The sequence below is a fragment of the Azospirillum mesophilum genome (genome assembly GCF_053470405.2).
In genome coordinates this window covers 54,454-81,247 of the sequence record NZ_JBPXMQ020000006.1, presented here as the reverse complement: position 1 = coordinate 81,247, position 26,794 = coordinate 54,454, and the positions used below count along the sequence as shown (strand labels likewise).

Genomic DNA, 26,794 nt, shown 5'->3' with positions numbered 1-26,794 from the left:
GGGCTTACTCCGCCGGTTCGATGGATTCGTCGGGGAGCGACAAGGGCCGCTTGGGCCGCAGCGCCTCCTGCACGGCCTGGGGCTCCAGATCCTCGTCGTGCATCACGGTCGGCCCGATCTTCAGCAGCCGGATCAGGTAGTATGTCCCGGACCCGTAGATGATCGCATAGACCACCATGAAGGTGATGAGCGAGGTCAGCACCGCCCCCGTGGTCAGCGCCGGCGTCACGCCGTCCGACGTGCGGATCAGGCCGTAGACCACCCAGGGCTGGCGCCCGATCTCCGTGGTGAACCAGCCGGCCAGGATCGCCACGAAGCCGATGGGCATGCAGGCCACCAGAACCCGGTGGAACCAGCCGGGCCGGTAGAGCCGCCCCATCACCCGCAGCACCAGATGGACCACGGCGATCAGCAGCATCAGCAGGCCAATCCCAACCATGATGCGGAAGGTCCAGAACAGGATCTCCGGGTTGGGGCGCTGGTCGGCGGGGAAATTCTTCAGGCCCGGCACCTTGCCCTCGATCTCGTGGGTCAGGATGATGCTGGACAGGCCGGGGATGGCGACCTCCCAGTGGTTCTTCTCCTGCTCCACGTCGGGGATGGCGAAGAGGATCAGCGGCGCCCGCGCCCCACCCTCCCAATGGCCTTCCATGGCGGCGATCTTGGCCGGCTGGTGGTCCAGCGTGTTCAGCCCGTGCATGTCGCCCAGAAAAATCTGGAGCGGCGCCAGCACCGTGATCAGCCCCAGCGCCATGTTGAGCCCCACGCGCGCATGGTCCAGATAGCGGTTCTTCAGCAGGTAGAAGGCGCTGATGCCCGCCACCACGAAGCTGGTGGTCAGGAACATCGCCGTCAGCATGTGGCTGAGCCGGTAGGGGAAGGAGGGATTGAAGACCACCTGCCACCAGTCGGTGACGTAGAACTTCCCATCCCGCAGCTCCGCCCCCGCCGGGGTGTGCATCCAGCTGTTGGCCGACAGGATCCAGAAGGAGGACAGCACCGTCCCCGACGCCACCAGCACCGCCGACAGGAAATGGATCCCGCGCGGCACGCGGTCGCGGCCGAACAGCAGGATGCCAAGGAAGGCGGCCTCCAGGAAGAAGGCGGTCACCACCTCGTACTGGATCAGCGGTCCCAGCACGTTGCCCACGATGTCCGACCAGCGGGACCAGTTGGTGCCGAACTGGTAGGTCATCACGATGCCCGACACCACCCCCATGCCGAAGGAGATGGCGAAGATCTTGGTCCAGAACTCGGCCAGGCTGCGGTAGAGCGCCCGGCCGCTGAACAGCCAGCGCGCCTCCAGCACCGCGATCCAGCAGGCCAGCCCCACGGTGAACGCCGGAAACAGGATGTGGAAGGAGATCACGAAGGCGAACTGGATTCGCGATAGGATCAGCGGGTCGAGGTCCATGGGCAAGGGCCCTTCGGCAACGGCATCATGGGGCGGATCACGGGGGCGGCTTTTGCCTGCCAACGCAACCGCAGCCGTCGGGTTCCCGGTCTCCCGCGGGGTAATTTATTCTCCCCACGCCCTCTTGAAGGACAGCCTCCCCTGACCATTTATAAGCTCTTCCCGACATCCACCCATTGACTGGCTGGCCCTGGGCCAAAAGCCGACCGTTCCCCGTTCCCCTGGTCCTTACGCGGCTGACCGAAGGGGAAATCGACCGGGGTCCGGCGGAGTTCGCAGGGCGTTCACGGATGCCGGAACGGGAGATGGTCTTTGACGGAACAGGTTGTTTCTGGCGAACCCCTCAACCTCTTTTTGAAGGAAACCCGCAAGTACCAGTACCTGACGCCCGAGCAGGAGCGTGACCTCGCCGTCCGCTGGCGGGACGCGCAGGACCGGGCGGCGCTCGACACGCTGGTGGGCAGCCACCTGCGCCTTGTCTTCAAGATGGCACGGGGCTATCAGGGCTATGGCCTGCCCCTAACCGACCTGATCGCCGAGGGCAACGTCGGCCTGATGCAGGCGGCGCAGAAGTTCGACCCCGACAAGGGGTTCCGCTTCGCCACCTACGCCAGCTGGTGGATCCGCGCGGCGATCCAGGAATACGTGCTGCACAACTGGTCGCTGGTGAAGATCGGCACCACCGCGGCGCAGAAGAAGCTGTTTTTCAGCCTGCGCCGCCTGAAGGCCCGCATGCACGACCTGGAGACCGGCGACCTGTCGCCGGAGGCGGTGGACAGCATCGCCACGGAGTTGAGCGTGTCCAAGGCCGAGGTGGTGGAGATGAACCGCCGCCTGGGCTACGACCGCTCGCTGAACGCCCCTCTGGCCGAGGACGGCGACAGCGAATGGCAGGACCTGCTGACCGACGAGCGCCCGGACCAGGAAGCCATCCTGGCCGGCACCGAGGAACGCGCCCGTCGCGCCCAGTTCCTGAAGCTGGGCTTGGGCGTGCTGGACGACCGAGAGCGGCAGATCCTGGTTGCCCGCCGCTTGCGCGAGGAACCGCTGACCCTGGAAGAGCTGAGCCAGCACTTCCACGTCTCGCGCGAGCGCGTCCGCCAGTTGGAGGTTCGCGCCTTCGAAAAGGTCCAGAAGGCCGTAATGGCCCAGGCCCGCCAGCAGGCGGGCGGCGGCAAGGTGCTTGCGAACGCGTGAGTGACAGCCCGAGGGGACGCCGACCGTCCCCTCGGGCGTTGCTTTGTGCCCCAAAACGCCGAAGGGGCCGCCGAAGCGACCCCTTCAGGAAGGCCAAAGCCTTGAATCGGTTGGTGATCCGGGTGGGATTCGAACCCACGACCACATGATTAAAAGTCACGTGCTCTACCGACTGAGCTACCGGATCACAGATCGCGGCACCCTGGCTGGTGCGGGTGGCGGTGAGGGCCGCACCATAGGGGGGGATGGCTTTTCGGTCAACCATCGGGTTGGGCTTGGCGCACAAAAATTGCCCGTCAACCCCAGGCCTTTCCCCAGGCTTTTCCGATAGCCCCTCCGGCACGCCCCGGCCGGTTACTGCTTCAGCGTCTGGACCTGCTTGCTGTTGTCGCCGTTGCCGGCTTCCAGGGCGAAACGCTCGGTGAGGTGCTCGGCAACGCGGGGGCTCACGAAGTGGCGGATGTCGCCGCCGAGGCGCCCGATCTCCTTCACGAAACGTGAGGAGATGAACTGGTGCTTCTCCGAGGCCATGAGGAACATGGTCTCGACCTTCGGGTTCAGGCGCGCGTTCATGCCCGCCATCTGGAACTCGTACTCGAAGTCCGAGACGGCGCGCAGGCCGCGGATGATGACGTTGGCGTTGCTCTCCACCGCGAACTGCATCAGCAGCGTGTCGAAAGCCCGCACCTCGATGCTGGCGCCGTTGTTCAGGGCGGCCACATCCTCCTGCACCATGGCGACCCGCTCGTCGGTGGAGAAGAGCGGGCCTTTGCCGGCGTTGCGGGCAACGCCGACGATCAGGTGATCGACCAGCCGCGAGGCGCGCTGGATGATGTCCAGGTGCCCGTTGGTGATCGGGTCGAAGGTGCCGGGATAGACACCGATGCGGCGCTTCGCCATGGGAGTACCCTTCCGCCCTTTCTTATTCGCTCAGACCGTCGGAGTCGCTTTCGGTAACGCCGGCATCCGTGGCGCCGTTCTCGCCGGCACCGTTTTCGGACAGGCCGTTGCCGTTCCCGCCGTTGGTGCCGTTCCCGTTGTCCTCATCCTCCGCGATGGAGGCGACGGAGACCACGCGCTCCTCCGCGCCGACGCGGAACAGGGTGACGCCCAGCGTCTTGCGGCCGGCGATGCGCACGTCGTGGATGGGCATGCGGATGACCTGGCCGCCGTTGGTGACCATCATCACCTGGTGCGTGCCTTCCACCGGGAAGGCCGCGACGATGGCGCCGTTGCGCTCGCCCATCTCCATGTTCCAGATGCCCTGGCCGCCGCGGCCGGTCACCCGGTACTCGTAGGAGGAAGTGCGCTTGCCATAGCCGCGCTCGGTCACCGTCAGGATGTACTGTTCCTGGCGCTTCAGATCCTCGTAGCGCTCCTGCGTCAGCGTGACGGCCTCGGTCGGGACCTCGTCGGCCTCCGGCGCCGCCTCGCCTTCCATGTCCACGCCTTCCTCGCGCTTGCGCTTCAGGTAGGCGGCGCGCTCCTCCGGCGTGGCGTCGACGTGGTGCAGCGTGGTCATGGAGATGACCTCGTCACCGTCCGACAGGCGGATGCCGCGCACACCGGTGGAGGTACGGCCGGCGAAGACGCGCACGTCGCCAACCTCGAAGCGGATGCACTTGCCGCCGTTGGTCGCCAGCAGCACGTCGTCGGCTTCCGAGCAGGTGCGAACGGCGATCAGGCGCTCGCCCTCTTCCTCCAGCTTCATGGCGATCAGGCCGTTGGAGCGGATGTTGGCGAAGTCCGACATGCGGTTGCGGCGCACGTTGCCCTTCGACGTGGCGAAGACCACGTGCAGGTTGGCCCAGACGGCCTCGTCCTCGGGCAGCGGCAGGACGGTGGTGATCGTCTCGCCGTCGATCAGCGGCAGCAGGTTGACGAAGGCCTTGCCGCGCGCCTGCGGGTTGCCCAGTGGCAGGCGGTAGACCTTCAGCTTGTAGACCATGCCGCGCGATGAGAAGAGCAGCAGCGGCGTGTGCGTGTTGGCGACGAACAGGTCGCTGACCGCGTCCTCCGCCTTCATCGACATGCCGGACCGGCCCTTGCCGCCGCGCTTCTGCGCGCGGTAGGTGGACAGCGGCACGCGCTTCACATAGCCGGACTGGCTGACCGTGACGACCATGTCCTCGCGCTGGATCAGGTCCTCGATGTCGGCCTCGAACTCCAGCTCCTGGATCTCGGTGCGGCGCGGGGTGCCGAACCGCTCCTTCATCTCCACGAGCTCGTCGCGCAGGATGCCCAGCAGCTTCGCGCGGTTCGCCAGCGTCTCCAGGTAATCGGCGATCTGGTCGGTGACGTCCGTCAGCTCGGCGCCGATCTTGTCGCGCTCCAGCCCGGTCAGGCGGTGCAGGCGCAGGTCGAGGATGGCGCGGGCCTGCTCTTCGGACAGGCGGTAGGTGCCGTTCTCGCTGACGCCCCGGCCCGGCTCGTCGATCAGCTCGATCAGCGGGGCGACGTCCATCGCCGGCCACTCGCGCTCCATCATCCGCTCGCGCGCCCAGACGGGGTCGGGGGCGCTGCGGATCAGCGCGATCATGTCGTCCAGGTTGGCGACGGCGACCGCCAGACCGACCAAGGTGTGGGCACGCTCGCGCGCCTTGCCCAGCAGGAACTCCGTGCGGCGGGTGATGACCTGCTCGCGGAACCGGACGAACGCCTCGATGATCTGGCGCAGGTTCATCAGCTCCGGACGGCCACCGTTCAGCGCCAGCATGTTGACGCCGAAGGAGGTCTGGAGCTGCGTGTGCCGGAACAGCTGGGCCAGCACCACGTCGGGCACGGCGTCGCGCTTCAGCTCGACGACCACGCGCACGCCGTCGCGGTCGGATTCGTCGCGCAGGTCGGCGATGCCCTCGATGGTCTTGTCGTTGACCACCTCGCCGATGCGTTCCAGCAGCTTGGACTTGTTGACCTGGTACGGGATTTCCGTCGCGACGATGGCAAGGCGGTCCTTGCGGATCTCCTCGATCTCGGTCTTGGCGCGGATGATGACCGAGCCGCGGCCGGTCGTCAGCGCCGAGCGGATGCCCGAGCGGCCCAGGATCAGGCCGCCGGTCGGGAAGTCCGGCCCCGGCACGAACTCCATCAGCTCGTCGTCGGTGATGTCGTTGTTGTCGATGTAGGCGCAGCAGGCGTCCACCACCTCGCCCAGATTGTGGGTCGGGATGTTGGTCGCCATGCCGACGGCGATGCCGCCGGCGCCGTTCACCAGCAGGTTCGGGAAGCGCGCCGGGACGACCGTGGGCTCCTTGCCCGAATCGTCGTAGTTGGCCTGGAAATCGACCGTGTCCTTGTCGATGTCGTCGAGCAGCGCCTCCGCCGCCTTGGCCAGCCGCGCCTCGGTGTAGCGCATGGCCGCCGGCGGGTCGCCGTCCATCGAGCCGAAGTTGCCCTGCCCGTCGATCAGCGGCAGGCGCATGGAGAAGTCCTGCGCCATGCGGACCATGGCGTCGTAGATCGCGCTGTCGCCGTGCGGGTGGTATTTACCCATCACGTCGCCGACGATGCGCGCCGACTTCTTGTAGGGCTTGGTCGAGTCGTACCCGCCCTCCTTCATCGCGTAGAGGATGCGCCGGTGGACGGGCTTCAGGCCGTCGCGGACGTCGGGCAGCGCGCGGCTGACGATCACGCTCATCGCGTAATCGAGATACGACCGGCGCATCTCGTCTTCGATCGTGACCGGCGCGATATCGGAGGCGGGAGGAAGGGGCGTCGTGCTCAAGGAGACAAACTCATTCTACGGGCTGCGGCGATGCTCAAGCGGCTCGAAAATTGGCACTTCCGCACGGCCCAGCGGGCCGCTGCATGTAATATAGGAATCCCTACCAGCTTTCGCATGTGCACACAACGTCCCGGCCGGTTCCCGAATTCTGGAGTTCCCAGGGTCTGGTTTTCCCAATTCAGCGACGGCACAGGAGCGCGAAGCGCGATGCGAGCACGGTGACGGATACCACACTGGCGATGAGAATTCCCTCAAAAAGACCACGCTCGCCCCGTTCCAGTCCGAACGCGAGCAGCGCGGAGACCGGAATCATCACCACCGCGTAGGAAACGAAGTGCAGGGCCGTGGGAATCCAGGCGTCGTTCCGCCCACGCAACGCGCTGGCCATGACCGTCTGCCCGCCGTCGGCGACCAGCACCCAGGCCGTGAAGGCGATCAGCGGCGCCACGCGCCCCAGCAGATCCGGGTCGGAGGTGTAGATGCCGGCGAGCATTTCGGGCGCCCAGCGGTACAGCACGCCCACGCCGGTCAGAATCAGGCTGGTGACCGCCAGCCCGGTCCAGCCGGCCAGCGCCATATCCAGCCGGTCGCGCCGGCCGTAGGCAACGCCGACGCGCACCGCCGTCGCCGAGGCCAGCCCCACCGCCGCCATGAAGGGCAGCGCCGTCAGGTTCAGGCCCACCGTGTAGGCGCCGAGCGCCAGCGGCGAGATCATGCCGGCGAACAGGCCCAGCGTCCCGAAGGCCCCGCTCTCCACCGCCTGGCTGAGACCGGCGGCGTAGCCGAGATGGCGCTGGGCGTGGCTGTCGCGCCACCAATGCCCCACCCGGTCCCGCAAGCCCCAGCGCGCGTGGTCGCCCATGCGCCAGGCGTAAGCGAACAGCCCCAACCCCATGCCCCAGCGCACCGTCGTCGTCGCCCAGGCGGACCCGACCGCGCCCATGGCCGGGAAGCCCAGATGCCCCCAGACCAGCGCCCAGGCCAGCAGCGCGTTGGCCAGATTGCCGGCGATCATCGCGACCATGCCCGGCAGGGGGCGCTTCAGCCCTTCCAGGAAAAAGCCGGTGGCGATGTACAGCATCATGCCCGGCGCACCCAGCCCCAGCACGGCCAGCACCGCCCCGCCACCGACGGCCAGTTCCGGCGACTGGCCGGTCAGGCGGAAGAAGGGCGCCCCGGCCAGAGAGGCCAGCCCGAACAGGACGCCCAGCAACAGCGCGTAGGGAATCGAGCGGCGCCAGACGCGCCCGCACTCCTTATCGTCCCCGGCGCCCAGCGCGTGGGCAGTCATGGCGACCACCCCCATCAGCAGGCCGACTCCGGTCGCCACCATGATGTTTCCCGGAAGGTGGGCAAGGCCGTAATAGGCAAGCTCCTGCGCGCTGAAACGGCCGACGATGGCCGTGTCCACCGCCATCATCACGATCAGCCCGGCCCGAGAGACGATCACGGGCGTCGCCAAACGCAGCAGTTCGCCCGCATGGGCGCGCAGGCGGTCGGCGGAACTGGGGGACGGCAGCGCGGTTTCGGTCATGATGGGTCAGGTGGTGGGTGTGGGGGATTGGTCGGGGCGAAGCCGGCCATCTTGACCGCGCGGCGTACCACGTCAAGTGGTAGCCCATTCGCCTTCCGCCCTGTTGCAAAATGGACGCGCCCGTCCGGAACCAACCCGCCACGCACGGCGTTGAAAAGCCAGACGCATTCACTGAGGAGTTCGGGATCATGAGCCGCACGATGCAGTTCCCCGTGCGCCAAATCGCGCTCGCCAGCTTCATTCTGACCTTCGCTGCGCTGCTTGCCGGCTGCAACACGGTCGAGGGAGCGGGGCAGGATCTGAAGGCCGGCGGCCGCGCCATTGAACGCACCGTCCAGTAGCGCGCGGATCCAAGAGCGGACTGACCACCAAGCGCGCCGGCTTCCACAACCAAAGGCTTGTTTCATGAGCGATCCGATGACGCCGGGCGGCCCCGGCGAGATTCCCAGCCCGTCCACGCCCAGCACGCCCGAACCCTACCAGCCGAACACGCCGCAGCCCTACCCCGTGCCGTCCAACCCGGACGTGCCGCCGGAAATGCCCCCGCCTGCCGGCGAACCGGTGCCGGGCGAGCCGACCCCGACTCAGGCTTGAGAATCGGCAACCGGAAGAACGGTTGAGCCTCCCCAACGACGGCCGGCGCTCCACAAGGGCGCCGGCCGTTTCGCGTCTGCGGGGGTGTTGCGCCGGAAACATTCACTCAATGAAGAAGCGCGATGCCACTCCGGCTTTCGAAGATTCGAATCTGGAAACAAGACCAAAACGAAGCGACAACAAGCATCGCGCAGCGCGTGGCAAATTTCAGATGATTCGAATCAATCGTTTTTTTACCTTTCATCCTCTCCACCTCGATGTTAACAATTCGTTAACCACAAATGGAGAGGAACCATGGCCAGTTTCTGGGGGAAAGACACCGCCGACCGGTTCACCGGGACCAGCGACGCCGACTCCATCTATGGCGGGGGCGGCAATGATTCGCTCGCGGGCGGCCTCGGCAACGATCTGCTCGACGGCGGCGCCGGAAACGACTGGCTCGGCGATCCCTACACCGGCGATCCGGGCAACGACCGCATGTACGGGCGCGCGGGGAACGACCAGATCTTCGGCGGCGAGGGCAACGACTATGTGGACGGCGGCGCGGACGCCGACACGGTGAAGGGCGGGCGAGGCGACGACACGCTGGTTGGCGGGTCCGGGGACGACTGGCTGGTGGACACGCTGCGCGACGGCGGAACCGACCTGTTCCTGCCCGGCACCGGGAACGACCACATGGTCAGCTATTTCGACGGCTTGGCCGACGTCTTCCGCATGCAGGCCGCGCCGGGGGGGTTCGGCCATGACAGCATCCAGTATTTCGAACGGGGCATCGACCGGATCCAGTTCCAGGGCTACACGGCCGGGGGCATGACCGTATCGTCCAGCCAGACCGGCACGACCTTCTCCTTCCAGGACGGGTCGAGCCTGACCGTGGACAGCACCGGCCTCCAGGCCGGCCGAGACTACGTGTTCGTCTGACCCTATCGGGTGAAATCCCAGGTGATTCCGGGGGTCGGCGGCGCGGCCGGCCCCTTTTCCGCACCCGTTCGGCCTCCAGCCGCGTTATCGCTTCATCAACGCGATGGAGGAGGCAAACCATGCACACCCCCTGGACGGGTTCATCGTCGAAGAGAGTGCCGCCGACAGGACGGCCGGCGGCGCGCCTGCTGGCGGCCGGCGCGATCCTGGCGCTCGGCGCTTGCGCGGAGGCCGGCGACCCGCCGCGGCCGATGGCGTCCATCTCCCCGCTGGAACTCGTCGGCCTGTCCGTGGAAACCATCGAGCCCGACCGCATCCTGGGCACGGTGGAGGACGTCGTCCTCACCCCGAACCGCGAGCCGGTCCAGCTGCTGGTGGCGAGCGGCGCCCCCATGTACCCGCTGAAACGCCGCGTCGCGGTGGACACCGGAAACGTGCGCTATTCGGGGGAACGGCAGGCGCTGGTCCTGGTCGGCATGACGCCGGAACAGTTCGCCGCCCTGCCCGACCGGTCCGGCGCCATCCCGGCGGGGCTCGCCCCACTTCCCGGAGCGACGGACGCCACCAACTGGTACCGGGCCACAGCCCCGGCTCCCCGCTGACCGCACAAGCCCATTGGCCGCACAGCCCCATTACCGCACAAACGAACAGCGCCGCGAGGGATGCTCGCGGCGCTGTCGATTCGGGATCGTCCGACGCGGAGGCGTCAGAACGGGATCTCGTCGTCGAGGTCGTCGTGCCGGGGCGGAGCGCCACCGCCGCTGCGGCCACCACCCCCGCCGCCGCCATAACCGCCGCCGCCGCTACCCCCACCGGAGTAGCCGCCACCGCCGCCACCGCGCGACTCGTAGCCCCCGCCGCCACCGCCGCCGTAGCCGCCACCACCGCCGCCTTCCTCACGGCTGCCGCCGGTGAAGTCGATCTCGGCGACACGCACGGAGAGGCCGGCGCCACGGGTGCCGTCGCGCTTCTCATACTCGCGGATCGTCACCTCGCCGGAGACGACGACCTGCTTGCCCTTGGTCAGGTGCGGAGCCAGTGCTTCCGCGCGGCGGCCCCAGATGGAGCAATCGACCCACTGGGTGGTCTTGCGCTCGCCGAAGCCAACGTCGTTGGCGACGCGGAAGCCAAGGACCTTCTCGCCGCTCTGCGTCGAGCGCAGCTCGCCATCCGCGCCCAGGCGCCCCGTAAACGTCCATACATTCATCGCACGTGTCTCCTAGCGCGAGTGCCCGGCATCCTGTCCGACCCGTTCGGGCGCCCGGCGGAGGAGCGTCCAGATGCCGACGGTTCCTGTTCGCAGGGTCGGTTTCGTGTGTGTCCCCCCGCCCCGCTCACGCTCCGTAGAGCATGCGCCGGGGGCGCGGGTCAACCGCCGTGGAGCGCTGTTTCCCCTCCGCACCGGCCCACTCGCCCGACCGGCACGAAAGAGAACACTCCATGAACATTTATAGCAGACTGCGCGCCTCGAAGAAACCGATTCCTTCGCCGTCACCCGGCTTTTCCGGCCGAATCATCCCCTTGCCCAACCGAATCGGGTGAGGTGCGCGGCGCGGAGGTGGCAATTCTGTCGCATCCTCCACATATCTGACCGGCCTCATATGTGTCCGTACTCCGAACCGCTTCCCTTCCCTATGAGTTTCGGCTAAGAACACTCCATGAACAAGCACATCAGCGTCCGCGGCGCGCGGGAACACAATCTCAAGAACGTCGACGTCGATCTGCCGCGCGACGAGCTGATCGTCATCACCGGCCTGTCGGGATCGGGCAAATCCTCGCTCGCCTTCGACACGATCTACGCCGAGGGACAGCGCCGCTACGTGGAAAGCCTGTCGGCCTACGCGCGCCAGTTCCTGGAACTGATGCAGAAGCCGGACGTCGATTCGATCGAGGGGCTGTCGCCGGCCATCTCCATCGAGCAGAAGACGACCTCCAAGAACCCGCGCTCCACCGTCGGCACGGTGACGGAGATCTACGACTACATGCGCCTGCTCTGGGCGCGGGTCGGCATCCCCTACTCGCCCGCCACCGGCCTGCCCATCGAAAGCCAGACGGTCAGCCAGATGGTGGACCGCATCCTAGCCATGCCGGAGGGCACGCGCCTGCTTCTCCTGGCGCCGCTGATTCGCGGCCGCAAGGGCGAGTACAAGAAGGAAATCCAGGACCTCCGCAAGCGCGGCTTCCAGCGCGTGCGCGTGGACGGGACCATGCACGAGATCGATGAGGTCCCGGCGCTCAACAAGAAGCTGAAGCACGACATCGACGTGGTGGTGGACCGCATCGTCGTGCGCGACGGGCTGGGCAACCGGCTTGCCGATTCGCTGGAGACGGCGCTCGGGCTGGCCGACGGCATCGTCTTCGTCGAGAACGCCGACAGCCACGAGCAGACCGTCTTCTCCCAGAAGTTCGCCTGCCCGGTCAGCGGCTTCACGATCCCGGAGATCGAGCCGCGCCTGTTCTCCTTCAACAACCCCTTCGGCGCCTGCCCGGCCTGCGACGGGCTGGGCAGCAAGATCTATTTCGACCCCATGCTGGTCGTGCCGGACGAGCGGCTGTCGCTGAAGAAGGGTGCCATCGCCCCCTGGGCCGGCTCCACCTCGCAATATTACGTCCAGACGCTGGAGAGCATCGCCAAGCACTTCAACGTCAGCATGGACACGCCCTGGGAGGACCTGCCGGAGGCGGTCAAGCAGACCATCCTCTACGGCTCCGACGGCGCATCGATCACGATGACCTACGACGACGGCCTGCGCAGCTATGAGACGCACAAGGCTTTCGAGGGCATCGTCAACAACCTGGAGCGCCGCTACCGCGAGACGGAAAGCGCCTTCATGCGGGAGGAGCTGTCGAAGTACCAGTCCTCCCAGCCCTGCGAGACCTGCAAGGGCGCCCGCCTGAAGCCGGAGGCGCTGGCCGTGAAGGTGAACGGCCTGCACATCTCCCAGGCGTCCGAAATGTCCATCGCCGACGCGGCGACCTGGTTCAGCACCCTGAACGAGCATCTGCGCCCGAAGGACAAGGAGATCGCCTACCGCATCCTGAAGGAAATCAACGAGCGGCTGGGCTTTCTCAACGCGGTGGGGCTGGAGTATCTGACGCTCAGCCGCGGGTCCGGCTCCCTGTCCGGCGGCGAGAGCCAGCGCATCCGCCTCGCCTCGCAGATCGGGTCGGGGCTGACCGGCGTGCTCTACGTGCTGGACGAGCCGTCCATCGGCCTGCACCAGCGCGACAACGACCGGCTGCTCGCGACGCTGAAGCGCCTGCGCGACCTCGGCAACACCGTGATCGTGGTGGAGCATGACGAGGACGCCATCCGCACCGCCGACTATCTGGTGGACATGGGGCCGGGTGCGGGCCAGCACGGCGGCACCGTGATCGCCCAGGGCAAGCCGGAGGAGGTGCGGAAGAACCCCAACAGCGTCACCGCCCAGTTCCTGAACGGCACCCGCTTCGTGCCGGTGCCGGACCAGCGCCGCCCCGGCCACAAGGGCCAGTTCCTGGAGGTGAAGGGCGCCCGCGCCAACAACCTGAAGGACGTGTCGGCGCGCATCCCGCTGGGCACCTTCACCTGCGTCACCGGCGTGTCGGGCGGCGGCAAGTCCACGCTGATCATCGAGACGCTCTACAAGGCCGTGGCGCGCAAGCTGATGGGTGCCCGCGAGCATCCGGCGGAGCACGACGCGCTGCTGGGGCTGGAGCATCTGGACAAGGTCATCGACATCGACCAGTCCCCCATCGGCCGCACCCCGCGTTCGAACCCCGCGACCTACACCGGGGCCTTCACCCCGATCCGCGACTGGTTCGCCGGCCTGCCGGAGGCGAAGGCGCGCGGCTACGGTCCCGGCCGCTTCTCCTTCAACGTGAAGGGCGGGCGGTGCGAGGCCTGCCAGGGTGACGGCGTCATCAAGATCGAGATGCACTTCCTGCCCGACGTCTACGTCACCTGCGACGTTTGCCACGGCAAGCGCTACAACCGCGAGACGCTGGAGGTCACCTACCGCGACAAGACCATCGCGGACGTGCTCGACATGACGGTCGAAGAGGGCAAGGAGTTCTTCAAGGCCGTGCCCGGCATCCGCGACAAGCTGGAAACGCTGGAGCGGGTGGGCCTCGGCTACATCCACATCGGCCAGCCCGCCACCACGCTGTCCGGCGGCGAGGCGCAGCGCGTGAAGCTGTCCAAGGAACTGAGCCGCCGCGCTACCGGCCGCACCCTCTACATCCTCGACGAGCCGACCACCGGCCTGCACTTCGCCGACGTGGAAAAGCTGATGGAGGTGCTCCACGCGCTGGTCGACCAGGGCAACACGGTGCTGGTGATCGAACACAATCTGGAGGTCATCAAGACCGCCGACTGGATCATCGACCTCGGCCCCGAAGGCGGCACCGGCGGTGGCGAGATCGTCGCCGAAGGCACGCCGGAAGACGTGGTGAAGGTCGCCCGGAGCTACACCGGGCAGTATCTGGCGCCCTACCTGAAAGCGAAGCCGAAGGCGCGAAAGAGAGCGTAAAGGCGGGCCGGGGTTTCCCGGCCCTTCCTTATCGACCGGAAACAAACGCGCCGGGCGCGCGTTCCTTCTCCACACTTCGCCAATCAGGAGGGAGAAGGACCATGACCAAGAGCTTGCTGTCCGGTGTGGCGCTGGCGTTCGGCGCGGCTTTGCTCGTCAGCGCCTGCGGTTCGGACGACACGACCCGCAGCACCACGACGACGACCACGACGACCTCGCCCAGCTACGGCTCCACGCTCACCACCCCGCCGCCGGCCGCCGGCACCACCACCGAGCGCACAACGACGACGCGCACAAAGTAAGCCGTCGCGCACGCCTGGAAACGGCCGGCACCCGCCTCCGCGGAGCCGGCCGTTTCGTTTGCGGCGCAAGCCGCCCATGTTATGGTGCGCCATGATGAACGATGTTCGACGGCGCGCGCTCGATACTGTGAGACGCATCGTGCTCGGCCGGCTTGCCGGCCACCCCGCGCGCGTGTACCTGTTCGGCTCCTGCGCGCGCGGCGACATGCAGCGTTGGAGCGACATCGACGTCGCGATCGATCCGTTTCGGCCACTGCCCACCGGATTGCGGACGGACATCGAGGAAGGCCTCGAAGAGGGCGCCGTCGCCGTTTCCTGACCCGCACACGCACTTTTCTGTTTTGGATACACGTCCCATGACCGACTCCTCTCCCCGCCCCGTCCATGTCATCGGCGGCGGTCTCGCCGGGTCCGAGGCCGCTTGGCAGCTCGCCTCGCGCGGCGTGCCCGTGGTGCTGCACGAGATGCGCCCCGTCCGCGCGACGGAGGCGCACAGCACCGACCAGTTCGCGGAGCTGGTCTGCTCCAATTCCTTCCGGTCGGACGATGCGGAGTACAACGCGGTCGGGCTGCTGCACGAGGAGATGCGGCGCTGCGGGTCGCTGATCCTGCGCTGCGCCGACGCACACAAGGTTCCGGCGGGCGGCGCGCTCGCCATGGACCGCGACGGCTTCGCCGGCGCGGTGACCGAGGCGATCAGCGGCCATCCGCTCATCACCGTGCAGCGCGAGGAGGTCGCCGGCCTGCCGCCGGAGGAGTGGGACAGCGTCATCATCGCGACCGGCCCCCTCACCTCCCCGCCGCTGGCGGAGGCGATCCGCTCCTTCACGGGGGAGGAGTCTCTGGCCTTCTTCGACGCCATCGCCCCCATCGTCTATCTGGAGAGCATCGACCTGTCCAAGGCGTGGTTCCAGTCGCGCTACGACAAGCCCGGCCCGGGCGGCACCGGCAAGGACTACATCAACTGCGCCTTCGAGAAGGACGAGTACCGGGCCTTCATCGACGCCCTGTTGACCGCCGAGAAGCTCGACTTCAAGGAGTGGGAGAAGACCACCCCCTATTTCGAAGGCTGCCTGCCCATCGAGGTGATGGCCCAGCGCGGCGTGGACACGCTGCGCTACGGCCCCATGAAGCCGGTCGGCCTGACCAACCCGCACAAGCCGGAACGCCGCCCCTACGCGGTGGTGCAGCTGCGCCAGGACAACGCCCTGGGCACGCTCTACAACCTCGTGGGCTTCCAGACCAAGCTGCGCCACGCCGAGCAGACCCGCATCTTCCGCATGATCCCCGGCCTGGAAAAGGCGGAGTTCGCGCGGCTGGGCGGCATGCACCGCAACACCTTCCTGAACAGCCCGCGCCTGCTCGACGCGCACCTGCGCCTGAAGTCGCAGCCGCGCATCCGCTTCGCCGGGCAGGTCACGGGCTGCGAGGGTTATGTGGAAAGCGCCGCCGTAGGCCTGATGGCCGGCCGCTTCGCCGCCGCAGAACGGCTGGGGCGATCCCTGTCCAACCCGCCGCCGACCACGGCGCTGGGCGCCATCCTCGGCCACATCACCGGCGGGGCGAACGCCGAGACCTACCAGCCCATGAACGTGAACTTCGGCCTGTTTCCCCCGGTGGACGACCGCATCCGCGGCCGCGACCGCAAGCTCGCCTACACCCGCCGGGCCACGGAGGATCTGGAGGTTTGGCTAAGGGAGACGGCCGACACCCTCGCGTGACGGCCAACACCCATGCGGATGGGGCATAAATCCGAAATACATCCGTACAGCATCTCTTAACCGGAACTGTGGAACCATCGGCCCCAACGGTAGCGGGTATTCGGGTGGGCCTACGATGTTCCAGTCAAAATCACTTGTAGTCAAACAACTTGTCGTCATCGTCCTGGTGACCGTCGTCGCGTTGGCGGCGGGTGTCTTTGCCTTGACCGCCAAAAGTGGCGCGGACATCGAGAACCTCGCCTTCAAGGGGGGCGAACAGATCGGTTACCGCTACGCGGAAAAGGCCCAGGCGCAGTTGAACGACGCGATGAGCGCCAGCCGCTTCATCGCGTCGTCGCTGGTCAGCCTGAAGGCGTCCGGGCGGGCCGACCGGGCTCAACTCACCGCATGGCTGAAGAGCATCCTTGAGTCGCACCCGGAGTTCTTCGGCGTCTGGGTCGGTCTTGAGCCCAACGCGCTGGACGGGCGCGACGCACAATTCGCCGACACGCCGGGCACCGACAAGAGCGGCCGCTTCCTGCCCTACTGGAACCGCGCGGGAGGCGGGGTCGCGCTGGACGCGATCACCGGCTACGACGATCCGGGTCCGGACGGCGCCTATTATCAGGTTCCCAAGCGCACCCGGCATTCCATAGTGGTCGAGCCGTACGCCTACGTGGTGGGCGGCAAAAGCGTGCTGATGGTGTCGATGTCCGTTCCGATCATCGAGAACGACCGGGTCATCGGCGTGGCCGGCATCGACCTGACGACCGACGGCATCTGGGAGATGCTGAAGCCGGTGAAGCCCTTCGACACCGGCGCGGTTTACCTGGTCTCCAACGGTGGTCTCTGGGCCGGCTACGCCAACGCCGACCACATGGGCAAACCCATCGAGCAGACCAACCCGCGCCTGGAAGCGGCGAAGACCGCCATCCGGGAGGGGCGCCCCTTCGAGCATTTCTCGGTCACCGCCAGCGGTCTTGAGGTGAAGCAGCTGTTCCTCCCGGTGACCGTCACCGGAACGGACACGCCCTGGTCGATTCTGGTCAACCTGCCGCTCGACAAGGTGAACGCCCCGGTCACCAGCCTGCGCAACGCCACCATCGCCGGGGGCCTCGCCCTGCTGGCGGCTCTTGTCGCCGCCCTGCTGATCGCCAGCCGGCTCATCATCGGCACGCCGCTTCGCCGCACCATCGCCACACTTGACGCTGTGGTCGCCGGCAACCGCAACGCGACCATTACCGACACCGATCGCGCCGACGAGATCGGCGCCATCAACAAGGCGCTGAAGCTGTTCCAGGAAAACACCGTCCGGATGGCCGCACTGGAGGAGGAGCGCCGCCGCGAGGAACGGAACGCTACCGAACGCCGCAAGCGCGAGCTTGCGGACATGGCGGACCGTTTCGAGGCGACCGTCGGCGGCGTGGTGCGCAACGTCTCGGATCAGTCCAGCCACATGCGCACCACGGCGCAGAGCCTTTCCGCCATCGCCACGCAGACCGACCATCAGGCCGCGGCCGTGGCCGCCGCCGCCACGGAAGCCAGCCACAACGTCCAGACGGTGGCCGCCGCGGCGGAGGAACTGTCCGGCTCCATCCGCGATATCAACGAGCGGATCAGCCGCTCCTCGCAGATGGCGTCGGAGGCCGTGGGCGAGGTGGAACGGACCAACAGCACCCTGGAAGGACTGGCGGCCGCCGCGCAGAAAATCGGCGACGTCGTCAACCTGATCCAGGGCATCGCCGGCCAGACCAACCTTCTGGCGCTGAACGCCACCATCGAAGCGGCGCGCGCCGGCGAAGCTGGCAAGGGCTTCGCCGTCGTCGCCAGCGAGGTCAAGAACCTCGCCAACCAGACCGCCAGGGCCACAGAGGAAATCTCCGCCCAGATTGCCGAAATGCAGGCGGTCAGCGGCACGGTGGTGACCGTGATCCAGACCGTCGGCCGCCGCATCGTCGGCATCGACGAGACCATCACCGCCATCGCCGCGGCGGCGGAGGAACAGGGTGCGGCCACGCGGGAGATCAGCCGCAACGTCCAGCAGGCGTCCTCCGGGACGGACGCCGTCTCCGTCAACATCGGTGGCGTGACCGAAGCGGCCAGGAACACCGGGTCGGCGGCGGAACAGGCCCTGGCCGCGGCCGGCGACCTGTCCCGCGAGGCCGACCAGCTCCGTCAGGAGGTGGAACGCTTCGTCGCGATGATTCGCGCCGCCTGACCGCGCCGGCTGTGCGGACGGCTCAATACCGTCCCCGCACGGCCGCCCAGGCCAGCTTGGCCTGACGGAAGGGATTCGGCATCAGCACGCGCGCGGCGAAGGGGTCGTTCCCTTCCCGCGCGATCACGTCCAGGTAGGTGTCGGCCAGCACCGCCGGCAGCAGGGCTGGCAGGGCGGCGCGCGGCACCTCCCGACGCAGGGCACGGGCCTGGGACAGGTGGTCGCGGGCGACCTGCGCCACCTCCGCCACCACCGGGCGCAGCTCGAGTGGGGAGCGCAGCTCGAACAGGGCGCCGGTGTTCAGGCCGTGCGCCTCCGTCCGGTCGGCGGGCAGCATCACGCGGTGCTGGCGGGCGTGGAAGGGCACGGCACGCAGGATGCCGGTCAGCGCGTAGGCGATGCCCACATGCCGCGCGGCCTTCCCCGGCGCCTCGTCCCGCACGCCCAGCGCTTCCAGCGCGAGCTGGACGAGCGGCGCGCCGGTCACCTCGGCGTAGTTCACCAGACACTCCAGGCTGGCCGGCGGGCTGTCCTCCAGGTCGGCCTCGCGGGCGTCGATCAGGCGCTCGAACAGGGCGCGGGTCAGCCCATGCTCCCTGGCGGCGGCGGCCAGCGGCTCCATCACGCCGTGCTTGGGCACCGGCCCGCCCTCGTAAACCTTCTCGATGCCGTCGCGCCAGAATTGCAGGCGCATCTGGCCCAGAACCGGTTCGGTCACCACCTCGCGGGTCTTGGCGATCTCCAGGTTGAAGGCGTAGAGCGCGAACAGCGCCTCGCGCCGTTCGGCTGGCGCGAAGAGGCTGGTCAGAAAACGGTCGTTGTCATATTTCCTCACCTCCTGTCCGCTATAGGACAGGTCGGGGGTCGCCTTCGCCATGTGATGCCTGTTTGGGAAAAATGGGGGTGGCACGGTTAGAGGGACAGGGCAAAGCCCGCCCGCGCCTTATATTAGGCAGACAGGCTTCACACGCCAGCCCAGACGCGCAGCAGGCACGGAACATGGCCGATTTCAACATCGCCCCCACCAAGCCCCGCCGACCCAGCCCGATCGCCCGCAAGGACGCCGGGTCCGAGAACTTTCCCGTGGCATCCCGCCTGTTACCAAAACACCTGCGCCCTCACGTGATGGCGTTCTACAATTTCGTCCGGCTGGGCGACGACATCGCCGACGACCCGGATCTGGAGCCGGAGACCAAGCTCGCCTACCTGGAGGCGCTGGAACGGACGCTCACCACCGGGCAGGCGAAGCACGCCTACCTGAAGCCGGCGCTGGACCTGCGCGCCAGCCTCCAGTCCACGGGGGTCAGCGACCGCCACGCCCGGCAGGTGCTGCGGGCCTTCCGGCGCGACGCGGTCGGGGCGCGCTGCCACACCTGGAGCGACCTGCTGCTCTACTGCCGCTTCTCCGCAAACCCGGTCGGGCGCTACCTGCTCGACTTGCATGGCGAGGGCGTGGCGGCCGGACCGGCGTCGGACGCGCTCTGCTCCGCGTTGCAGGTGCTGAACCACCTTCAGGACTGCCGCGAGGACTGGGCGCAGCTCGGCCGCTGTTACATCCCGCTGGCCTGGTTCGACGAGGGCGGCATCAGCGTCGAGCGGCTGGTGGAGTCGGAGAGCGACGCCAAGCTGCGCGCCATCTTCGACCGCACGCTGGAGCACACCGACCGGCTGCTGGAGCGGGCCGCCCCGCTGCCCAGCCTGATCCAGCACCGCGGCCTGCGGCTGGAGGCATCGGTGATCCTCAGCCTCGCGGAATCGCTGGCGAACCGGCTGCGCGCGCGAGACCCGCTGAAGAAGCGGGTGGCGCTGGGCACGCACCACAAGCTGTTCGCCGCCGCGCGCGGGCTGGCGCGGGCCATCGGCACGGCTTAGGATCGGGTGACCAGGACCAAGGACAACCGGACGGGACCATAGCATGCCGCAGCCGCTGCTGGATTCGACGCAAAGCGACGCCGCCGAGACCCCGGCGGTGGTGGCCGAGCGTTCCGGCAGCACCTTCTACTGGCCGATGCTGCTGCTGCCCCGGTCCAAACGCGCGGCGATGTTCGCCATCTACGCCTTCTGCCGCCGCATCGACGACATTGCCGACGAGCCGGGGGAGCCCGCCGCCAAGCGGGAGGCGCTGGACGTCTGGCGGCGGGAGATCCGCAGCCTGTATGGCGGCGGCGCGCCCACCAGTTCGCTGGCCGCTGCGCTGAAGGGCGCCATCGAGCGCTACGGCCTGCCGCGCGGAGAGCTGGAAGCGCTGATCGACGGCATGGCGATGGACATTCCCGGCGACACCGGCGCCGGACTTCGCGCACCGGCCCTGCCCACGCTGCGGCTCTACTGCCGGCGGGTGGCCGGGGCCGTCGGCATGCTGGCGATTCGCGTCTTCGACCGCGCCGACACCGGCACGGAGGCCTTCGCCCTGGCCTTGGGCGAGGCGTTGCAGCTGACCAACATCCTGCGCGACCTTGCCGAGGACGCGCAGCTCGGCCGGCTCTACCTGCCGCGGGAGCTGCTGGATGAGGCCGGCATCGACGCCTCCGACCCCGACGCGGTGCTGGCCCACCCGAACCTGCCCAAGGCTTGCGAGGCGCTGGCCGATCTGGCCGAGGAGCGCTTTGCCGAGGCCCGCCGGGCGATTGGCAACGGCCGGGCCAGCGGGCAGCGTGGGTCGCTGTGGGCGGCGGTCGCCATGATGGTGCTCTACCACCGCCTGCTCGTGCGGCTGCGCGCGCGGGGCTGGGGCGACCCGACGCGGCGGGTGCGCGTCGGCAAGCGCGAATGCGCACTGGTGGCGATGCGCTGCGCGCTCGGCTATCCGCCCGCCTCGTGACCACCGTTCACCTCATCGGCGCCGGTCTCGCCGGCCTGTCCGCCGCCGTCCGCCTGACCGCCGCCGGTCGGCGGGTGATCGTGCATGAGAGCGCGCCGCAGGCCGGCGGGCGCAGCCGGTCCTTCTTCGATTCGACGCTCGGCCGCACGGTGGACAACGGCAGCCATCTGGCGCTGAGCGGCAACCGCGCCCTGCTGGGCTACCTGGACCGAATCGGCGCTCGCGACGGGCTGAGGGAGTTGCGCCCCGCGGCCTTCCCGTTCCTGGATCTCCGCACCGGGGAACGCTGGACACTGCGGCCCGGCGGGCTCTGGCTGTTCGACAGGGCGCGGCGGGTGCCGGGCAGCCGTCCAGCGGATTATCTGTCGGCGCTGCGGACGCTCGCCGCCGGGCCGGACGCGACCATCGCACAAGCCCTGCCCCCCGATGGCCCCTTGCAGGACCGGCTGTGGCAGCCGCTGGCCGTGTCGGTGATGAACGGCGCGCCCGACCGCTCCTCCGCCCGGCTGTTCGGCGCGGTCCTAAAGGAGACGCTTTTGCGCGGCGAGGCCGCCTGCCGCCCGCTGTTCGCAGACCGAGGCCTGTCCGCGGCGCTGATTGACCCCGCCGTGGCGTGGCTGGAGCGGAACGGGGCGGAGTTTCGGTTCGGCGCGCGGGTGGACGGGCTGGAGCGCGACGACGGACGCGTCACGGCCCTGTCGGTCTCTGGCACACGGCTGGTGTTGGGGGCCGGCGATTCGGTCGTGCTCGCCGCGCCGGCCTGGATCGCGGGACGCCTTCTGCCCGACCTTCCGGTCCCCGCCGCCGGGCGCGCCATCGTGAACGCCCATTTCCGGCTGGCGCAGCCCCCGGCCCTGCCCGGCGGCCTGCCCTTTCTCGGCCTTGTCGGGGGCACGGCGGAGTGGCTGTTCCTGCGCGGGGACGTCGCTTCCGTGACGGTCAGCGACGCCGACGCCCTGGCCGACGAGCCCACCGACGCGATCACCGCGCGCCTGTGGGGCGACGTGGCCCGCGCGCTGGGCGTGGACGGCCCGGCGGCGCCCTGCCGAGTCGTCAAGGAACGCCGCGCCACCCCCGACCAAGCGCCGGAGCAGGTCGCCAAGCGTCCAGGCCCACGCGTGGCCGGGCTGGCCAACCTTGCGCTGGCCGGCGACTGGACGGACACCGGCCTTCCGGCCACGCTGGAAGGCGCGGCGCGGTCCGGCGAGCGGGCGGCGCGGGCGCTTCTGCGCCCAGGGGTTACCACCTTTTCGCGCCTCGGCCTTTTTCCGGCCTTCACTTTGCCGCGTCGCGGGCCTATTTGAGCCAACGGAGGCGCCGCGCCGCCAAGGCTCGGCCCGAGAGTGGAAATCCAAGAAGAGAGGGTAACTCAATGGCGTTCGAACTTCCGCCGCTCCCCTACGCGTACGACGCGCTGGAGCCGTTCATGTCGTCGCAGACTCTCCACCTGCACCACGACAAGCACCACCAGACCTACGTCACCAACCTGAACAACCTGACCAAGGACAGCCCGCTGGCCAACGCCAGCCTGGAAGACGTGGTCAAGCAGAGCTACGGCGACCCGGCCAAGCAGGGCATCTTCAACAACGCCGGGCAGGTGTGGAACCACACCTTCTATTGGCAGAGCATGAAGAAGAACGGCGGCGGCAACATCCCGGGTGAGCTGGAGAAGCGCCTGATCGCCGACTTCGGCAGCATCGACAAGTTCAAGGAAGAGTTCTCGAACGCCGCCATCACGCAGTTCGGCTCCGGCTGGGCGTGGCTGTACATCGACAACGGCAAGCTGAAGGTCACCAAGACCCCGAACGCCGACACGCCGCTGGCCCAGGGCCACTACCCGCTGCTGACCGCCGACGTGTGGGAGCACGCCTACTACGTCGACTACCAGAACCGCCGCGCGGACTTCGTGAAGGCGTTCCTGGAAAGCCTGGTGAACTGGGAATTCGTCGCCGAGCGCCTGTCGAAGGCCCCGGCCTGATTCCGATAGGATCGCCAAAACGGAAAAGGACCCCGAAAGGGGTCCTTTTTTATTCCGCAAAGCCTTCGCGAGAATAACTTACCGCCGTAGGTTGGGTTAAGCGTCAGCGCAACCCAACATCTTCGACTCCGCGGAGTGTGTTGGGTTGCGCTGACGCTTAACCCAACCTACGAAACTCTTTTATTGTCAAACCGGCAGCAACGCCGCCCCCACGCGCCGCCCTTCGGCGAGCAGGACGTTGTAGGTGCGGCAGGCGGCACCCGTGTCCATCACCTCCACCACCACGCCGGCCTCGCGCAGGCCCTGGCGCAGGGCCTTGGGCAGAAGCTGCATCTTCGGGCCGGAGCCCAGCAGCAGAATCTCCACGCGCGGCTGCGCCTGGATGACGGCGGCGAAATGCTCCACCGTCAGGGCGGCGAACTCCGGCGCGTCCCAAGGCTGCGTCCGATCGGGCAGCACGATCACCGCACCGGGCCGCCACTGCCCCGACACGCAGAACTGCCCGTCCCCGTATCCGTCGATGACCTGACGGTCCGACGGGATGATCGGCGTGATGTCCGCCATCGCTTACCTGCTTCCAGCCTGTCCGGTCAGGGCGTCGGGGCCGGCTGCGCGGCCTCGGTGGCCGGCGCGTTGCGGCGCAGCCGGTTTTCGCCCAGGAACAACAAGATGGGGGCGGCGATGAAGATGGACGAGGAGGTCGCCAGGAAAATGCCGAAGATCAGCACGATGCCGAAGTCCTGCAGCGCCTCGCCGCCGAAGAAGGCCAGCGGAATGATCGACAGCAGCGTGGACATCGAGGTGCCGAGCGTGCGGTTCAGCGTCTCGTTGATCGACCGGTCGATCAGCTCGCGCAGCGGCATCTTCTTGTAGATGCGCAGGTTCTCGCGCATGCGGTCGTACACGACCACCTTATCGTTGATCGAGTAACCCATGATCGTCAGAATCGCCGCGATCGCCGTCAGGTTGAACTGCATCCCGGTGACCGCGTAGAAGCCGACGATCTTGGTCACGTCCAGCAGCAGCGTGACGATGGCGCCGAAGCCGAACTGCCATTCGAAGCGGAACCAGATGTAGACGAGCATCGCCAGCATGGCGAGGCCGAGCGCCAGCATGCCGTTGAAGAACAGCTCGCCGCTGACCGACGCGCCCACCGCCTCCACGCGGCGCACGGTGGTGCCGGGGATTTCCTTGGCGAGCGTGGCGCGCACCTTGTCGGCCGCCACCTGCTGCGCCGCGTCGTCGCCCGGCTGACGCTCCAGGCGGATCAGCACGTCCTGCGTGGAGCCGAACTCCTGCAGCGCCACCTGCCCCATGCCGAGGCCGCCCAGCGTGTGGCGGAGCTGCGCGAAGTCGGCGGCCTGCGGCGTGCGGGCCTCGATCACGATGCCGCCCCGGAAGTCGATGCCGTAGTTCAGGCCGGGGTAGAAGAACAGAATCACCGACGCGATGGACAGCAACGCCGACACGATCAGGCCGGCGTAGCGGCCGCGCATGAAGGGGATGTTGGTGTTGTCGGGAACCAGACGAAGCCGGAACATGGGGAAACCTCTCAGATGGGCGACTGATGATGCCTGTTGTCATCAGTCGCCCGTTTAACCCGACAGATCAATGCCGCAGGCATTGATTGAAAGGGTGAAGCGGAGGGTGCCTTCAGGCGCCGTCCGCTTCAGACCGGCAGGGCCGCCGGCCGCGACTGGCGCAGCCAACTGACCATCATGAGACGCACGAGCACGGTCGCGGTGAACATCGAAATCAGGATGCCGAAGGTGATGGTGACGGCGAAGCCCTTGATGGTGCCGGTGCCGAAGATGAACAGCAGCGCCATCTTGATGGCCGTCGTCAGGTTGGCGTCCACGATGGTGGAGTAGGCACGGCTGAAGCCGGCCTCCACCGCGCCGAACACGCCACGGCCCTTCTTCGTCTCCTCACGGATGCGCTCGTTGATGAGGATGTTGGCGTCCACCGACAGGCCCAGCGTCAGCAGGATGCCGGCGATGCCCGGCAGCGTCAGCGTGGCGTGCAGCATCGACAGCGCCGCCACCGTCAGCACGATGTTGAACAGCAGCGCGACGCAGGCGAAGGCGCCGAACAGCCCGTAGGAGGCGATGATGTAGGCGCAGACCAGCGCGAAGCCAATGGACACCGCCATCAGGCCGGCGCGGATCGAATCGGCGCCGAGGTCGGGGCCGACCGTGCGTTCCTCGATCACCTTCAGCGGGGCCGGCAGGGCGCCGGCGCGCAGCAGGACGGCGAGGTCGTTGGCGCTGGCGGCGGTGAAGTTGCCGCTGATCTGGCCCCGGCCGCCGGTGATCGGCTCGCGGATCACAGGGGCGCTGATGACCTTGTTGTCGAGCACGATGGCGAAGGGACGGCTGACGTTGGCCTTCGTCACATCGGCGAAGCGGCGCGCGCCCAGGCTGTCGAATTCAAAATTCACCACCCACTCGCCGGTCTGGGGGTTGGTGCCGGCGGTGGCGTTCTTCAGGTTGGCGCCGTCCACCTCGACCTTCTTGCGCACCACGTAGGAGGGCTGGTTGCGCCCACCCTCGGTCGAGGGCAGCACTTCCGAGCCCGGAGGGGCGCGGCCGGTGGCCGGGTCGGCGTTCATGTCCACCAGACGGAAGGTCATCTTCGCGGTGGTGCCGAGCAGCCGCTTGATGCGGTCCGGATCCTCGACGCCCGGAAGCTGGACGAGGATGCGGTCGTTGCCCTGGCGGGCGATGGTCGGCTCGTTGACGCCGGTCTCGTCGATTCGGCGCCGGACGATCTCGATGGACTGCTCCACCGCCTGGGTGGCGCGGTCGCGCAGCGCGACCTCGCTCAACGCCACGGTGACGGTGCCGCCGTTGGCGCTGACGTCCAGGTCCGGCTGGCCGCCGCCGAGCGCGCCGCCTCCGATGCGGTTGGCGAGCTGGCGCAGAGCCTTCACCGCATCATCGGCCTGGGCCGGGTCGCGCAGCTGCACGGTGATGCCCCGGTCGCCGGGATTGATCGCCGTGTAGCCGATGTTGGCGGTGCGGAGCTGGGTGCGGGCCGAATCGACCAGACCTTCGACGCGGTCACGGATGACCGCGCCCATGTCCACCTCCAGCAGCAGGTGCGAGCCGCCGCGCAGGTCGAGGCCGAGGCTGACCCGGTTGTTGGCGTACCAGCCCGGCAGGGCCGCCAGCGTCTCGCGGCTGAGGAAGTTCGGCAGCGTGAGGATGGCCCCGAGCACGCAGGTCGCGATGATCAGGTAAATCTTCCAGCGCGGAAAATACAGCATGCGTCAACCAGTCCCGTTCACTACCGAAGGGCCGCCTTACTTGCGGCCCGCAACCTTCGCTTCGCCGGCCTTCTCGCCATCCGCGGCCTCGGTGGTGCCGCCGCCCGTGCCGCTCTTGCCGGCCGGCTCGGTCTTGGCGAGCACGAGGTTCACGGTGGAGCGCACGCAGCGCACGCGGACATTGTCGGCGATCTCGACGGTGACCTCGTCCTCCGGACCGACCTTGATCACGGTGCCGATGATGCCGCCGCCGGTCACGACGCGGTCGCCGCGGCGGATGGACTCCAGCATCGCCTTGTGTTCCTTCATCTTCTTCTGCTGCGGACGGATCAGCAGGAAGTAGAAGACGACGAAGATCAGAATCAGCGGCAGGAACTGCACGATCATGTCGCCACCGCCGGCGGCGGGCGCGGCGGTCTGTGCATAGGCCGTCGAAACGAACATCTGGAGGCTCCTTATGGTTGGTCCCGGACCGCTAGCCAAGGGTTCGGGACGCCGCGACTATAACGGGCCGCGCCCGCGATGCAACGGGATACGGAAAAAGGACGGCGGCTTGTGCCGAGCCGCCCGTGTGATACCGTGCGCTTGCGACGAAAAAATGGCCGCGCACGC

At 67.9% G+C, this 26,794-nt stretch carries 24 protein-coding genes and 1 tRNA gene; 14 read left to right on the top strand and 11 right to left on the bottom strand.

The genetic code is table 11. The features are described 5' to 3' along the window. Window positions 1–4: 4 nt before the first annotated feature. On the bottom strand, window positions 5–1,414 hold the full coding sequence (locus tag ACSVC7_RS08805) for a cytochrome ubiquinol oxidase subunit I (protein ID WP_448206546.1): 1,410 nt from the start codon (window positions 1,412–1,414) through the stop codon (window positions 5–7). A gap of 312 nt (window positions 1,415–1,726) precedes the next feature. Here ACSVC7_RS08805 and rpoH point away from each other — a divergent pair, with 312 nt between their 5' ends. After that, a complete protein-coding gene (rpoH, locus tag ACSVC7_RS08800) occupies window positions 1,727–2,611 on the top strand; it encodes an RNA polymerase sigma factor RpoH (RefSeq protein WP_448206545.1) in 885 nt (294 codons plus the stop codon). Between the two features lie 111 nt (window positions 2,612–2,722). Here rpoH and ACSVC7_RS08795 read toward each other — a convergent pair. The 4 genes from ACSVC7_RS08795 to ACSVC7_RS08780 all read right to left on the bottom strand — a co-directional run bounded on the left by ACSVC7_RS08795 (window position 2,723) and on the right by ACSVC7_RS08780 (window position 7,869). Beyond that, window positions 2,723–2,798, bottom strand: a tRNA-Lys gene (locus ACSVC7_RS08795). Window positions 2,799–2,965: 167 nt separating this feature from the next. Then, window positions 2,966–3,511, bottom strand: a complete 546-nt coding sequence (gene coaD / locus ACSVC7_RS08790; RefSeq protein ID WP_448206544.1) for a pantetheine-phosphate adenylyltransferase — start codon at window positions 3,509–3,511, stop codon at window positions 2,966–2,968. Window positions 3,512–3,533: 22 nt separating this feature from the next. Next, window positions 3,534–6,335 carry a DNA gyrase subunit A gene (gyrA, locus tag ACSVC7_RS08785; protein ID WP_448206543.1) on the bottom strand — a complete coding sequence of 934 codons (2,802 nt, stop codon included), beginning with the start codon at window positions 6,333–6,335 and terminating at the stop codon, window positions 3,534–3,536. Between the two features lie 178 nt (window positions 6,336–6,513). Beyond that, on the bottom strand, window positions 6,514–7,869 hold the full coding sequence (locus tag ACSVC7_RS08780; protein ID WP_448206542.1) for an MATE family efflux transporter: 1,356 nt from the start codon (window positions 7,867–7,869) through the stop codon (window positions 6,514–6,516). A gap of 188 nt (window positions 7,870–8,057) precedes the next feature. Between ACSVC7_RS08780 and ACSVC7_RS08775 the strand changes: the two genes are divergently transcribed. From ACSVC7_RS08775 to ACSVC7_RS08760, 4 genes are all read left to right on the top strand, one after another. Beyond that, window positions 8,058–8,210: an entericidin A/B family lipoprotein gene (locus tag ACSVC7_RS08775; RefSeq protein ID WP_448206541.1), complete on the top strand. Its 153-nt coding sequence runs from the start codon at window positions 8,058–8,060 to the stop codon at window positions 8,208–8,210. 64 nt (window positions 8,211–8,274) lie between these two features. Next, the gene (locus tag ACSVC7_RS08770) at window positions 8,275–8,463 is read left to right on the top strand and encodes a hypothetical protein (protein WP_448206540.1); all 189 of its coding nucleotides are present in this window, start codon (window positions 8,275–8,277) and stop codon (window positions 8,461–8,463) included. A gap of 294 nt (window positions 8,464–8,757) precedes the next feature. Beyond that, entirely contained in the window at window positions 8,758–9,384 is a 627-nt protein-coding gene (locus ACSVC7_RS08765; RefSeq protein WP_448206539.1) for a calcium-binding protein, read from the top strand. A gap of 119 nt (window positions 9,385–9,503) precedes the next feature. Continuing rightward, window positions 9,504–9,986: a hypothetical protein gene (locus ACSVC7_RS08760; protein ID WP_448206538.1), complete on the top strand. Its 483-nt coding sequence runs from the start codon at window positions 9,504–9,506 to the stop codon at window positions 9,984–9,986. 104 nt (window positions 9,987–10,090) lie between these two features. Here ACSVC7_RS08760 and ACSVC7_RS08755 read toward each other — a convergent pair whose 3' ends face one another. Next, window positions 10,091–10,591, bottom strand: a complete 501-nt coding sequence (locus tag ACSVC7_RS08755; RefSeq protein ID WP_448206537.1) for a single-stranded DNA-binding protein — start codon at window positions 10,589–10,591, stop codon at window positions 10,091–10,093. 451 nt (window positions 10,592–11,042) lie between these two features. Here ACSVC7_RS08755 and uvrA point away from each other — a divergent pair, with 451 nt between their 5' ends. From uvrA to ACSVC7_RS08730, 5 genes are all read left to right on the top strand, one after another. After that, a complete protein-coding gene (uvrA, locus tag ACSVC7_RS08750) occupies window positions 11,043–13,895 on the top strand; it encodes an excinuclease ABC subunit UvrA (protein WP_448206536.1) in 2,853 nt (950 codons plus the stop codon). Window positions 13,896–13,996: 101 nt separating this feature from the next. After that, a complete protein-coding gene (locus ACSVC7_RS08745; RefSeq protein WP_448206535.1) occupies window positions 13,997–14,197 on the top strand; it encodes a hypothetical protein in 201 nt (66 codons plus the stop codon). Window positions 14,198–14,288: 91 nt separating this feature from the next. Beyond that, window positions 14,289–14,516: a nucleotidyltransferase domain-containing protein gene (locus ACSVC7_RS08740; RefSeq protein WP_448206534.1), complete on the top strand. Its 228-nt coding sequence runs from the start codon at window positions 14,289–14,291 to the stop codon at window positions 14,514–14,516. 37 nt (window positions 14,517–14,553) lie between these two features. After that, window positions 14,554–15,918: a methylenetetrahydrofolate--tRNA-(uracil(54)-C(5))-methyltransferase (FADH(2)-oxidizing) TrmFO gene (trmFO, locus tag ACSVC7_RS08735; protein ID WP_448206533.1), complete on the top strand. Its 1,365-nt coding sequence runs from the start codon at window positions 14,554–14,556 to the stop codon at window positions 15,916–15,918. A 202-nt stretch (window positions 15,919–16,120) separates the two neighbouring features. Continuing rightward, window positions 16,121–18,115, top strand: coding sequence for a methyl-accepting chemotaxis protein (locus ACSVC7_RS08730; RefSeq protein WP_448206532.1), 1,995 nt, complete (start codon window positions 16,121–16,123; stop codon window positions 18,113–18,115). Between the two features lie 22 nt (window positions 18,116–18,137). Here ACSVC7_RS08730 and ACSVC7_RS08725 read toward each other — a convergent pair whose 3' ends face one another. Further along, window positions 18,138–18,992 (bottom strand): phytoene/squalene synthase family protein, encoded by an 855-nt coding sequence (locus ACSVC7_RS08725; protein WP_448206531.1) that lies wholly within the window; start codon window positions 18,990–18,992, stop codon window positions 18,138–18,140. Window positions 18,993–19,114: 122 nt separating this feature from the next. Here ACSVC7_RS08725 and hpnC point away from each other — a divergent pair, with 122 nt between their 5' ends. The 4 genes from hpnC (at window position 19,115) to ACSVC7_RS08705 (ending at window position 22,914) form a co-directional block, all read left to right on the top strand. Further along, a complete protein-coding gene (gene hpnC, locus ACSVC7_RS08720; protein ID WP_448206530.1) occupies window positions 19,115–19,987 on the top strand; it encodes a squalene synthase HpnC in 873 nt (290 codons plus the stop codon). A gap of 43 nt (window positions 19,988–20,030) precedes the next feature. Beyond that, window positions 20,031–20,936 carry a presqualene diphosphate synthase HpnD gene (hpnD, locus tag ACSVC7_RS08715; protein WP_448206529.1) on the top strand — a complete coding sequence of 302 codons (906 nt, stop codon included), beginning with the start codon at window positions 20,031–20,033 and terminating at the stop codon, window positions 20,934–20,936. Then, the gene (hpnE, locus tag ACSVC7_RS08710; RefSeq protein WP_448206528.1) at window positions 20,885–22,240 is read left to right on the top strand and encodes a hydroxysqualene dehydroxylase HpnE; all 1,356 of its coding nucleotides are present in this window, start codon (window positions 20,885–20,887) and stop codon (window positions 22,238–22,240) included. Before hpnD ends, hpnE begins: the two co-directional genes overlap by 52 nt. Window positions 22,241–22,308: 68 nt before the next feature. Then, on the top strand, window positions 22,309–22,914 hold the full coding sequence (locus tag ACSVC7_RS08705) for a superoxide dismutase (protein ID WP_448206527.1): 606 nt from the start codon (window positions 22,309–22,311) through the stop codon (window positions 22,912–22,914). A 186-nt stretch (window positions 22,915–23,100) separates the two neighbouring features. On the opposite strand, the gene ACSVC7_RS08700 is transcribed toward ACSVC7_RS08705, so the two are convergent. The 4 genes from ACSVC7_RS08700 to yajC form a co-directional block, all read right to left on the bottom strand. Further along, entirely contained in the window at window positions 23,101–23,478 is a 378-nt protein-coding gene (locus ACSVC7_RS08700; protein ID WP_448206526.1) for an Mth938-like domain-containing protein, read from the bottom strand. Between the two features lie 26 nt (window positions 23,479–23,504). Continuing rightward, window positions 23,505–24,455, bottom strand: coding sequence for a protein translocase subunit SecF (gene secF, locus ACSVC7_RS08695; RefSeq protein ID WP_448206525.1), 951 nt, complete (start codon window positions 24,453–24,455; stop codon window positions 23,505–23,507). 128 nt (window positions 24,456–24,583) lie between these two features. Then, window positions 24,584–26,182, bottom strand: coding sequence for a protein translocase subunit SecD (gene secD, locus ACSVC7_RS08690; RefSeq protein WP_448206524.1), 1,599 nt, complete (start codon window positions 26,180–26,182; stop codon window positions 24,584–24,586). Window positions 26,183–26,218: 36 nt separating this feature from the next. After that, complete coding sequence (gene yajC / locus ACSVC7_RS08685; protein WP_448206523.1) at window positions 26,219–26,626, bottom strand: preprotein translocase subunit YajC; 408 nt, start codon at window positions 26,624–26,626, stop codon at window positions 26,219–26,221. Between the last annotated feature and the right edge of the window lie 168 nt (window positions 26,627–26,794).

Coding starts and splice junctions, on each gene's coding strand:
- ACSVC7_RS08775 (WP_448206541.1), top strand. CDS start 8,058: ATGAGCCGCACGATGCAGTTCCCCGTGCGCCAAATCGCGCTCGCCAGC.
- secD (WP_448206524.1), bottom strand. CDS start 26,182: ATGCTGTATTTTCCGCGCTGGAAGATTTACCTGATCATCGCGACCTGC.
- ACSVC7_RS08705 (WP_448206527.1), top strand. CDS start 22,309: ATGGCGTTCGAACTTCCGCCGCTCCCCTACGCGTACGACGCGCTGGAG.
- trmFO (WP_448206533.1), top strand. CDS start 14,554: ATGACCGACTCCTCTCCCCGCCCCGTCCATGTCATCGGCGGCGGTCTC.
- ACSVC7_RS08745 (WP_448206535.1), top strand. CDS start 13,997: ATGACCAAGAGCTTGCTGTCCGGTGTGGCGCTGGCGTTCGGCGCGGCT.
- ACSVC7_RS08760 (WP_448206538.1), top strand. CDS start 9,504: ATGCACACCCCCTGGACGGGTTCATCGTCGAAGAGAGTGCCGCCGACA.
- ACSVC7_RS08755 (WP_448206537.1), bottom strand. CDS start 10,591: ATGAATGTATGGACGTTTACGGGGCGCCTGGGCGCGGATGGCGAGCTG.
- ACSVC7_RS08725 (WP_448206531.1), bottom strand. CDS start 18,992: ATGGCGAAGGCGACCCCCGACCTGTCCTATAGCGGACAGGAGGTGAGG.
- ACSVC7_RS08765 (WP_448206539.1), top strand. CDS start 8,758: ATGGCCAGTTTCTGGGGGAAAGACACCGCCGACCGGTTCACCGGGACC.
- hpnE (WP_448206528.1), top strand. CDS start 20,885: ATGCGCACTGGTGGCGATGCGCTGCGCGCTCGGCTATCCGCCCGCCTC.
- ACSVC7_RS08780 (WP_448206542.1), bottom strand. CDS start 7,869: ATGACCGAAACCGCGCTGCCGTCCCCCAGTTCCGCCGACCGCCTGCGC.
- ACSVC7_RS08740 (WP_448206534.1), top strand. CDS start 14,289: ATGATGAACGATGTTCGACGGCGCGCGCTCGATACTGTGAGACGCATC.
- hpnC (WP_448206530.1), top strand. CDS start 19,115: ATGGCCGATTTCAACATCGCCCCCACCAAGCCCCGCCGACCCAGCCCG.
- ACSVC7_RS08805 (WP_448206546.1), bottom strand. CDS start 1,414: ATGGACCTCGACCCGCTGATCCTATCGCGAATCCAGTTCGCCTTCGTG.
- yajC (WP_448206523.1), bottom strand. CDS start 26,626: ATGTTCGTTTCGACGGCCTATGCACAGACCGCCGCGCCCGCCGCCGGC.
- ACSVC7_RS08770 (WP_448206540.1), top strand. CDS start 8,275: ATGAGCGATCCGATGACGCCGGGCGGCCCCGGCGAGATTCCCAGCCCG.
- ACSVC7_RS08700 (WP_448206526.1), bottom strand. CDS start 23,478: ATGGCGGACATCACGCCGATCATCCCGTCGGACCGTCAGGTCATCGAC.
- secF (WP_448206525.1), bottom strand. CDS start 24,455: ATGTTCCGGCTTCGTCTGGTTCCCGACAACACCAACATCCCCTTCATG.
- uvrA (WP_448206536.1), top strand. CDS start 11,043: ATGAACAAGCACATCAGCGTCCGCGGCGCGCGGGAACACAATCTCAAG.
- coaD (WP_448206544.1), bottom strand. CDS start 3,511: ATGGCGAAGCGCCGCATCGGTGTCTATCCCGGCACCTTCGACCCGATC.
- hpnD (WP_448206529.1), top strand. CDS start 20,031: ATGCCGCAGCCGCTGCTGGATTCGACGCAAAGCGACGCCGCCGAGACC.